Origin of the sequence: Cytobacillus stercorigallinarum (assembly GCF_014836495.1) — a bacterium.
Lineage (GTDB): Bacteria > Bacillota > Bacilli > Bacillales > Cytobacillaceae > Cytobacillus > Cytobacillus stercorigallinarum.
This window is the reverse complement of the sequence record NZ_JACSQT010000004.1, coordinates 282,732-292,210: the sequence shown is the minus strand read 5'-3', so window position 1 is coordinate 292,210 and position 9,479 is coordinate 282,732. Positions and strand designations below refer to the sequence as shown.

The window sequence follows — 9,479 nt, the reverse complement described above, 5'->3', positions numbered from 1 at the left end:
ATTTGCCGGCCTAGCTCAATTGGTAGAGCAACTGACTTGTAATCAGTAGGTTGGGGGTTCAAGTCCTCTGGCCGGCATCGTTTTTCATGGAGGGGTAGCGAAGTGGCTAAACGCGGCGGACTGTAAATCCGCTCCTTCGGGTTCGGCAGTTCGAATCTGCCCCCCTCCACCATTTCAATTTTATTTGAATGAAAATCCAAAAAGCGGACATAATATAATTAGTCCTTTTTATTTTGTTTTTTTACATATGATGGGCTATAGCCAAGCGGTAAGGCAACGGATTTTGATTCCGTCATTCGCAGGTTCGATCCCTGCTAGCCCAGCCATTTTCGAGCCATTAGCTCAGTTGGTAGAGCATCTGACTTTTAATCAGAGGGTCGAAGGTTCGAGTCCTTCATGGCTCACTAAATCCTTAAACATTTATGTTTAAGGATTTTTATTTGTTGTTTAACATTTTTCCCAATTACAAAGATTTTCACAGACTTCCTAAGCATGCAGAAGAAACGCAGCTATTTTTGGTGATTTTATAATTGCCCCTAGCGCTTTAATAAATGTCCTTTTTTTGTATAGATATACAAAATTTTGCACAGTTGAACCACCAGAATGTAACCGTTTACAATAGAATTAGAATTTATTCTGGGTAGGGGGAGCAACTATATGAAAAAAATTTCGATTATTGGTATGCCGATGGACTTGGGACAATTAAGAAGAGGGGTAGACATGGGGCCAAGTGCCATCCGATATGCGGGCATTGAAAATAGATTACAACAACTTAATCACCAAGTTGATGATTTAGGGGATATTGAAATAGGTAGGTCGACTGAACAAATAGATAAGGATACAGGTTTAAGAAACTTGGACTTAATTGCAGCGAAAACTAAAATCTTAGCAGATCAAGTTGATGGGGTAGTAGAAAAAGGAGCATTTCCTCTTGTTTTAGGAGGGGATCATAGTATTGCTATTGGTACATTAGCTGGTTTATTGCAGCATTATCACAACTTAGGTGTCATTTGGTACGACGCACACGGGGATTTAAATACAGCAGAAACTTCTCCTTCCGGTAATATTCATGGTATGTCCTTAGCAGTTGCTTTAGGACATGGACATCCGTTGTTATTAGAAGTGGGCGGCGTCCATAGGAAGTTAAAGCCAGAAAATGTTGTAATTATCGGAGCAAGGTCTTTAGACGAAGGAGAAAGAGATTTGATTAAAGCTAAAGGAATAAAAGTCTTTACGATGCATGAGATTGATCGTTTAGGCATGCCGAGGGTAATGGAAGAGACGATTAGTTATTTACAAGACCGAACAGATGGTGTTCATCTTTCGCTAGATTTAGATGGTCTTGATCCATCTGATGCACCTGGTGTGGGTACACCGGTTATGGGGGGAATTAGTTATCGTGAGAGCCATCTGGCAATGGAGATATTAGCTGAATCACAATTGATTACTTCGGCCGAATTTGTTGAGGTTAATCCGATATTAGATGAAAGAAATAAAACAGCTGATGCAGCGGTGGCTTTAATGGGCTCGCTATTCGGAGAAAAATTACTATAAAGTGAAAGAAGCTTGAGTCGATGCTCAAGCTTCTTTTTTTAATGTTAATGTATAGTATCTATTAATTAGGTTGTCCAATTCAATGCTCGCTTTAAGAACTTGGTGGTTTGAAAATGAAGAAATAGAAGCAAGTTCAACCATTTTAGCTCTGTGGATTTCAATATCTTTTAATAGTTCCTCCGTATACATGAGATCATTGTCCTTTCCATTTGAAAAATTTTATGCCAGCACGTAGACAATTTTTAAATGTATGGTCTCTTGTTCGTTGGAGCAAAAATATTGAAGGGAAGGTCTTTTTTCCTTCGTCAACACACTGGTTTTAAATCCTTTATACCCAGTATGAAAATTAATTAAACTACTTTAGTTAAAATTTGTTAAAATATTATGTGATAACTCTTATATAACTGAAGTACTTATGGAGGAAAAGGAACCAAATAAAAAATATGTGAAACCTTTTTGCTATCGATTCGTAAATGATTATCGATAAGCCGCATAGAGCGGGGGTAAATAGATGGAATTGTTGGTGAAGAAAAGAATTAAACAAGTATTAAAAGGAGATCAAGATGCTTACGCTGAAATAGTAGAAATATACAAAGACAGAGTATATCATATCTGTTATCGAATGTTGGGTAATCAACATGAGTCTGAAGATATTGCACAAGAAGCTTTCTTACGAGCATATGTAAATATACAAAGCTTCAATACGAACTTAAAATTCTCAACTTGGTTATATCGCATTGCAACAAACCTATGTATCGACCGGATCAGGAAGAAAAAGCCTGACTATTATTTGGACGCGGAAGTAGCAGGAACAGACGGTTTAAATATGTATTCACAGATTCCTGCGAATACGAAACTACCTGAAGAAGATGTAGAAAAAATGGAGTTACAGGAAACCATCCAAATGGAAATTTCGAAGCTACCGGAAAAATATCGATCGGTCATCGTGCTTAAGTACATTGAGGAACTGTCCTTGAATGAAATCAGTGAGACCTTAGATTTACCATTAGGTACTGTGAAAACGAGGATTCATAGGGGAAGAGAAGCTTTAAGAAAGCAATTACGCTACGTATAAGAAGGTGATTTCAGTGAAATGTAATGAAGAAATTATTGAATATATGCATGAATATTTAGATGAAGAAATAACAGATGAGCATAAACAAATACTCAAAACACATATAGAGCAATGTGAAGAATGCCGCACGCATTTTCATGAACTAAAACGAGCGATTGCCTTTGTACAGAGTACATCACATTTCCAAGCGCCTGCAGGTTTTACTGAAAATGTGATGGCGAGACTGCCTAAAGAAAAGAAAAAAGTAGGTGCACAAAGATGGCTTAGGAAGCACCCGATGCTTGCTGCAGCATCCCTCTTTCTCATCTTAATGTCTGGTAGTGTTCTATCTGCCTGGAATCAAGAAAATGCATTGTCTGTCTCCAAGCAACCTAATCTAGTGATTGAGAACGAAACAGTCATTGTCCCAGAAGGAGAAGTGGTCAAGGGCGATGTTGTCGTTAAGAATGGAAACTTGCAGATAAACGGTGAAGTTGAAGGGGATGCAACGGTCATTAATGGTGAGCAATATTTAGCCTCTGCTGGTAAAGTAACTGGGGAAATTAAAGAAGTGGATCAGCTTTTTGAATGGTTATGGTATCACATTAAAAATACAAGTAAAAGTTTAATCTCGACTGTTACACAAGAGAATAAAGAAAAATAAGGTCACTGCTAAGATGCGGTGGCCTTTTCCTTTGTTCAAAGAAGTATAAATATGTAATAATTTGTTAATAAATCGCTTAATCTTTGCATATGTAGTAATAAAAATGTAGGATATATTTTAATAACGTTAACGATTGTATACATACCTAGAAAATTGGATTCCAGTAGAAATATGGTATAATAAGTAGGTTAAACGACTATTTTAATGGTGGAAATAAATACTTGGAGGAAGGAAAATGTCGCTTTTAGATTTATCTTTCACAGATTTACCTTTATTAAGGCTTTTAGCGAATACAGTAGACATTCTCCTTGTCTGGTTCGTTATATATAAATTAATTATGATTGTTAAAGGGACGAAAGCCGTCCAATTAGTCAAAGGGATCTTTATTATTCTGATTGTAAAGGTTTTAAGTGATATCCTACAATTGCAAACATTAGGATGGATGATGGAACAAGTTCTCTTATGGGGGGTACTAGCCATTATAATTATCTTCCAACCAGAGTTGCGTCGTGCACTAGAGCAGCTTGGTAGGGGTAAATTCTTCGTTAGAAGTGGCAACCAAGAAGAGATGGATCAAGATCAATTAGTTACTGCAATTGTTAAGTCTGTTGATTATATGGCTAAGCGGAGAATTGGTGCGTTAATTTCGATTGAACGTGAAACTGGTATGGGTGACTATATTGAAACTGGTATTCCATTGCATTCCAAAATATCATCAGAATTACTTATTAATATCTTTATTCCCAATACACCATTACATGATGGCGCCGTTATTATACAGAAAAGTCAAATTGCAGCGGCCGCATGTTACTTGCCGTTATCAGAAAGTCCTTTTATCTCCAAAGAGTTAGGTACGAGACATCGAGCGGCGATGGGGATTAGTGAGGTAACAGATAGTATCACCATTATTGTGTCTGAAGAGACAGGTGGGATATCTGTAGCGAAAAATGGTGAACTTACACGCGATTTGAAACTCGATCAGCTCAAAGAACTTTTAAATGAAGAGCTTATTCACTCAGCTAAATCAAAACAATCTTCTTCCACTCTTTGGAACTGGAGGGGAAAGAAAAATGGATAAATATATTGATAAGCTCATTGATACCAGATGGTTTATGAAGGTAGTGGCTTTATTAATTGCTCTGCTCCTGTTTGATTCGGTTTATGATACGAATAATGAAAATAGAAGTATCAATGTACCTGGGGATGATGGCTCAGCTGTCATAGAAAACGTCCCGCTTACAGCTTACTATGATACAGATAATCTTGTCGTAACCGGTCTTCCTGAAACAGTGGCTGTTACCTTAGATGGCCCAAGGAGTCATTTGGAAAATGCGAAGGCACAGCGGAACTTTGAAGTGTTTGTGGACTTATCAGATGCAGAGATTGGTCGACAAGAAGTAGAAGTAGGGATCAAAGATCTATCCGATAAGCTTGAATATATCATTGATCCTTCTACTGTAGATGTAACAATTGATGAAAAAGTAACAGAAGAGTTCAATGTGGAAGCAGAATTTAACAATAGTTTACTTGAAGAAGGTTACAAGGCCGAAGCGGCACTTGCTGAACCAAATACAGTCAAAATAACAGGTGCCAAAAATGTGATTGAATCGATTGCTTATGTGAAAGCAACTGTTAATACGAAAGGTTCTATTACGGAATCATTTACAGAAACAGCTGCGATTAATGTGCTCGATCGTAATATGAATAAATTAGATGTAGATGTTAGCCCAGGTGAGGTGGAGGTCTCGGTCGATGTGAAACGTTTAAGTAAGACGGTGCCCATCGATATTGTTGAAACTGGGAGCCTTCCTTCTGGAGTTGAGTTAGATTCTCTTAAGCTCAGCCAAACAGAAGCAACCATATTTGCTCCAGAAAATGTTCTAAGTGAGGTCAAAACGGTTAGGGTAGAGGTTGATTTAAGCAAACTCGATAAAGATCAGGAATTAAAATTACCTGTGTTTATCTCTGATGGAATTACTAGTGTCGATCCTAAAGAAGTGACGGTTGATGCCAATGTGACTGTTACAGAACAAGAGTCATCAGAAGATAGTAGTGAAGAAGAAGAAACACAAGTACAAGAACAAGAAAATGAGCAGGAACAAACCGCGGATGAACAAACAGTGAATCGTACGTATTCGGGCATGCCAATTACAATCACAGGCTTAGACGATCAATATGAAATGACCTTTCAAAGTCCTGATGAAGGTGAGACAAGCTTGAAGGTTTCTGGTAATGAAAAGGATATGAATAGTTTAAGTAAAAGTGATTTTACTCTATCTATAGATGTAACTGGCCTTGATCCTGGAGAACATGAGGTGAATATTCAATTAGACGCACCACCTGGTGTGGAGTCCCAACTTGAGAGTGAGACAGCAACAATCAATATTACAGAAAAAGAATAGATGAACAGCAGAGGAAAGTGAAGGAGCGATTTAATAATGGGAAAATATTTTGGTACGGATGGCGTACGCGGAGTGGCAAATAGTGAGTTAACGCCAGAGTTAGCCTTTAAACTAGGAAGATTTGGTGGGTATGTATTAACAAAAGATCAAGATCGACCAAAAGTTTTAATTGGGAGAGATACAAGAATCTCAGGACATATGCTTGAGAATGCACTAGTATCAGGCCTTCTTTCAATCGGTGCAGAGGTGATGCGACTCGGCGTTATTTCTACACCAGGTGTGGCCTATTTAACGAAAGCATTAGATGCAGAAGCGGGCGTAATGATATCTGCTTCCCATAATCCTGTTGCGGATAATGGAATTAAGTTTTTTGGTCCAGATGGCTTCAAGCTTTCAGATGCACAGGAAAATGAAATCGAAGAACTAATGGACAAGGAGAATGATTCCCTACCACGACCAGTTGGTGGTGATCTTGGACAAGTGAATGATTACTTTGAAGGCGGACAGAAATATCTGCAATACTTAAAGCAATCTGTTGATGATGATTTTTCTGGCATTCATATCGCTTTAGATTGTGCACATGGAGCCACTTCTTTCCTAGCGAATCATTTATTTGCTGACTTGGATGCCGATTTATCGATGATGGGCGCTTCACCAAACGGTTTAAATATCAACGAGGAAGTTGGCTCTACACATCCAGAAGCCTTAGCTGCTTTTGTGAAAGAAAGAGGAGCGGATGTAGGACTTGCCTTTGATGGTGATGGTGATCGCTTAATAGCCATCGATGAAAAAGGGCAAATTGTTGACGGTGACCAAATCATGTTCATTTGTGCGAAGTACTTGAAAGAACAAGGTAGGCTTAAAGAGGATACCGTTGTTTCTACAGTAATGAGCAACCTCGGTTTCTATAAGGGATTAGAGGCAAATGAGATGAAAAGTGTGCAGACGGCAGTCGGTGACCGCTATGTTGTAGAAGAAATGAAGAAGAATGGTTATAGTTTAGGTGGCGAACAATCCGGCCATATTATCTTCCTTGATCATATCACGACAGGTGACGGGCTACTTTCAGGATTACAACTAGTGAACATTATGAAAGTAACAAACAAATCACTTTCCGAGCTTGCCAAAGAAATGCAGAAGTTTCCACAAAAGCTCGTCAATATAAGAGTAACGGATAAACATCATGTAACAGATAATGAAAAGGTGAAAGCTGTTATAAGTGAAGTTGAAAAAGAAATGAATGGAGATGGACGTATTCTTGTCCGCCCTTCAGGAACAGAACCGCTTGTTCGCGTCATGGCAGAAGCAGCTACAGAAGAGGCATGTGAAGCATATGTCTACCGTATTGCTGCTGTTGTAGAAGAAGAAATGGGTCTGAAATAAGCGTGTAATAATGATGCATAAGGGAACGCTTCTGTTTTCTTATGCATATTTTATTTATGTATGAAAAAAGCATGATAAACTTCCATTTATAGTAATAAATACCTTTTAATTGATGGTTATTCGTTGACTTTCAACAGCGTATCGGTTATGCTTATCATGTTTTTGTATATAAAAAAGAAAGGTGGTTTAGAAGAACAATTTCATAATTAAAGCGCCCGGGCTAATCTTTGAACGGATATGGAAGGTTAGTTGACGAGGAGGAGGTTTATCGAAGCATCGGCGGGTACCTCCCGGTTGAAAAGCACAACCGTAATCATGTCTTTAAATCATTAGGGTAACCTAATGGACAAAGAGAGATGAATGCCATAAATATAGAAAGGAAAGGCATCTATGTCATGCCTTACTTTCACATTGAAAAAATACGGAGATAAGGGGCAAGTACGCCCTTAAAGGCTTCTTGCCCCTTCTACATTAGGAGGAAGAAGTATGTGCGGTATTGTTGGATATATTGGTAACCAAGATTCGAAGGAAATTTTATTAAAAGGCTTAGAAAAGCTAGAATATAGAGGCTATGATTCTGCAGGTATTGCAGTAGTTAATGAGGCTGGCGTGCAAGTTTTTAAAGAAAAAGGTAGAATTGCTGACCTTCGTGCGATTGTAGACGAAAAAGTTTTAGCGAATACAGGAATCGGTCATACACGTTGGGCAACACATGGTGTACCTAGTCAAGAAAATGCACACCCTCATCAAAGTAATTCAGGTCGTTACACACTTGTTCATAACGGTGTAATTGAAAACTATGAACAGATGAAGCGTGAATTCTTACAAGGTGTAGAGTTGAAAAGTGAAACAGACACTGAAGTTATCGTACAAATGATTGATCAATTTGCGAAAGAATTAAGCACTGAAGAAGCTTTCCGCAAAACATTGAAACAGCTTAAAGGCTCTTATGCACTTGCACTTGTTGATAATGAAGATAGAAGCACGATCTATGTAGCGAAAAACAAAAGTCCATTATTAGTCGGTTTAGGAGAGGCATTCAATGTCGTGGCATCTGATGCGATGGCGATGATCCAAATTACAGATCAATATGTAGAACTAATGGATAAAGAAATGGTCATGGTCACAAAAGACGGTGTAACGATTAAGAACCTTAAAGGGGAAACAATTGAACGTGCCCCTTATACAGCAGAACTTGATGCAAGCGATATTGAAAAAGGAACATACCCTCACTACATGCTAAAAGAAATCGATGAGCAACCACTTGTTCTTCGCAAGATCATTCAAAAATACCAGAATGACCAAGGAGAGCTAGCGATTGATGGCGAGATTCTTAACGCTATGAACAGTGCGGATCGTATCTACATTATCGCTGCCGGTACGTCTTACCATGCTGGATTAGTCGGTAAGCAATATATTGAAAAAGTAGCGAAAGTTCCTGTTGAAGTGCATATCTCAAGTGAATTTGTTTATAACACACCGTTGCTATCAGAAAAGCCGTTATTCATCTTTATTTCACAAAGCGGTGAAACAGCTGATAGCCGTGCAGTATTAGTTAGTGTAAAAGAAATGGGCTATCCGGCATTAACGATTACAAATGTCCCTGGCTCAACCTTATCCCGTGAAGCAGACTACACGCTCTTATTACATGCTGGACCAGAAATTGCTGTCGCTTCTACAAAGGCATACACTGCCCAAGTAGCGGTATTAGCGATCTTAGCAGAGGTCACAGCGATTGCTAAAGGTCGTAAATTAGAATTTAACCTTGTAAAAGAACTAGGTATTGTTGCAAACGCGATGGAAACCCTATGTGATTCAAAAGAAACATTCGAAGACATCTCACGTAGCTTCCTATCAACAACAAGAAATGCCTTCTTCATCGGCCGTAGCATTGATTACTACGTAGGCCTTGAAGGCGCATTAAAACTAAAAGAAATCTCTTACATCCAAGCAGAAGGCTTTGCTGGAGGAGAACTTAAACATGGTACCATTGCTCTGATCGAAGACGGTACACCAATCATCGCCCTAGCAACCCAAGAAGGCGTAAACCTAAGCATCCGCGGCAACGTCAAAGAAGTCGTCGCACGTGGCGCTAACCCATGCATCATCTCAATGAAAGGCCTAGACCAAGACGGTGACACATTCGTCCTTCCAGAAGTACACGAAATGCTCTCACCACTTGTTTCAGTTATTCCATTGCAGTTGATTTCTTATTACGCTGCTCTACACCGTGACTGTGATGTAGATAAACCGAGGAACTTGGCTAAGTCGGTTACTGTTGAATAAGAGGATTTTGTTGGATTTTAGAATTTGTGTTTGAATAATAAGGTTGTTTAAATATTTAACTATTTACACCCGTTCGCTTATAATTAAAATAAGCGAACGGGTGTTTTTGTTATTCAACTGTCTTATTCCTCTTCCC

At 38.7% G+C, this 9,479-nt stretch carries 8 protein-coding genes and 4 tRNA genes; 11 read left to right on the top strand and 1 reads right to left on the bottom strand.

Annotated elements, in window-relative coordinates; translation table 11 throughout:
• The first annotated feature begins 4 nt into the window (after window positions 1-4).
• The 5 genes from H9655_RS11430 to rocF all read left to right on the top strand — a co-directional run bounded on the left by H9655_RS11430 (window position 5) and on the right by rocF (window position 1,554).
• Window positions 5-77: transfer RNA gene (locus H9655_RS11430), tRNA-Thr, on the top strand.
• Between the two features lie 11 nt (window positions 78-88).
• Window positions 89-172, top strand: a tRNA-Tyr gene (locus H9655_RS11425).
• Between the two features lie 79 nt (window positions 173-251).
• Window positions 252-326, top strand: a tRNA-Gln gene (locus H9655_RS11420).
• A 5-nt stretch (window positions 327-331) separates the two neighbouring features.
• Window positions 332-404, top strand: a tRNA-Lys gene (locus tag H9655_RS11415).
• Between the two features lie 253 nt (window positions 405-657).
• Window positions 658-1,554, top strand: a complete 897-nt coding sequence (gene rocF, locus H9655_RS11410) for an arginase (RefSeq protein WP_191813986.1) — start codon at window positions 658-660, stop codon at window positions 1,552-1,554.
• Window positions 1,555-1,578: 24 nt separating this feature from the next.
• Here rocF and H9655_RS11405 read toward each other — a convergent pair whose 3' ends face one another.
• The gene (locus H9655_RS11405; RefSeq protein ID WP_095371073.1) at window positions 1,579-1,743 is read right to left on the bottom strand and encodes an aspartyl-phosphate phosphatase Spo0E family protein; all 165 of its coding nucleotides are present in this window, start codon (window positions 1,741-1,743) and stop codon (window positions 1,579-1,581) included.
• A 322-nt stretch (window positions 1,744-2,065) separates the two neighbouring features.
• Between H9655_RS11405 and sigW the strand changes: the two genes are divergently transcribed.
• The 6 genes from sigW to glmS all read left to right on the top strand — a co-directional run bounded on the left by sigW (window position 2,066) and on the right by glmS (window position 9,343).
• Window positions 2,066-2,629 carry an RNA polymerase sigma factor SigW gene (sigW, locus tag H9655_RS11400; RefSeq protein ID WP_191813984.1) on the top strand — a complete coding sequence of 188 codons (564 nt, stop codon included), beginning with the start codon at window positions 2,066-2,068 and terminating at the stop codon, window positions 2,627-2,629.
• 13 nt (window positions 2,630-2,642) lie between these two features.
• Entirely contained in the window at window positions 2,643-3,272 is a 630-nt protein-coding gene (locus tag H9655_RS11395; protein ID WP_191813982.1) for a zf-HC2 domain-containing protein, read from the top strand.
• A 235-nt stretch (window positions 3,273-3,507) separates the two neighbouring features.
• Entirely contained in the window at window positions 3,508-4,350 is an 843-nt protein-coding gene (cdaA, locus tag H9655_RS11390; protein WP_191813980.1) for a diadenylate cyclase CdaA, read from the top strand.
• Window positions 4,343-5,674 (top strand): CdaR family protein, encoded by a 1,332-nt coding sequence (locus H9655_RS11385; RefSeq protein ID WP_191813977.1) that lies wholly within the window; start codon window positions 4,343-4,345, stop codon window positions 5,672-5,674. The genes cdaA and H9655_RS11385 overlap by 8 nt, the downstream gene beginning before the upstream one ends.
• Window positions 5,675-5,710: 36 nt before the next feature.
• On the top strand, window positions 5,711-7,057 hold the full coding sequence (gene glmM, locus H9655_RS11380) for a phosphoglucosamine mutase (protein ID WP_191813975.1): 1,347 nt from the start codon (window positions 5,711-5,713) through the stop codon (window positions 7,055-7,057).
• Between the two features lie 486 nt (window positions 7,058-7,543).
• Complete coding sequence (gene glmS, locus H9655_RS11375) at window positions 7,544-9,343, top strand: glutamine--fructose-6-phosphate transaminase (isomerizing) (protein ID WP_191813972.1); 1,800 nt, start codon at window positions 7,544-7,546, stop codon at window positions 9,341-9,343.
• The last annotated feature ends 136 nt before the right edge of the window (window positions 9,344-9,479 follow it).

Coding starts and splice junctions, on each gene's coding strand:
- cdaA (WP_191813980.1), top strand. CDS start 3,508: ATGTCGCTTTTAGATTTATCTTTCACAGATTTACCTTTATTAAGGCTT.
- glmS (WP_191813972.1), top strand. CDS start 7,544: ATGTGCGGTATTGTTGGATATATTGGTAACCAAGATTCGAAGGAAATT.
- sigW (WP_191813984.1), top strand. CDS start 2,066: ATGGAATTGTTGGTGAAGAAAAGAATTAAACAAGTATTAAAAGGAGAT.
- H9655_RS11405 (WP_095371073.1), bottom strand. CDS start 1,743: ATGTATACGGAGGAACTATTAAAAGATATTGAAATCCACAGAGCTAAA.
- H9655_RS11385 (WP_191813977.1), top strand. CDS start 4,343: ATGGATAAATATATTGATAAGCTCATTGATACCAGATGGTTTATGAAG.
- rocF (WP_191813986.1), top strand. CDS start 658: ATGAAAAAAATTTCGATTATTGGTATGCCGATGGACTTGGGACAATTA.
- glmM (WP_191813975.1), top strand. CDS start 5,711: ATGGGAAAATATTTTGGTACGGATGGCGTACGCGGAGTGGCAAATAGT.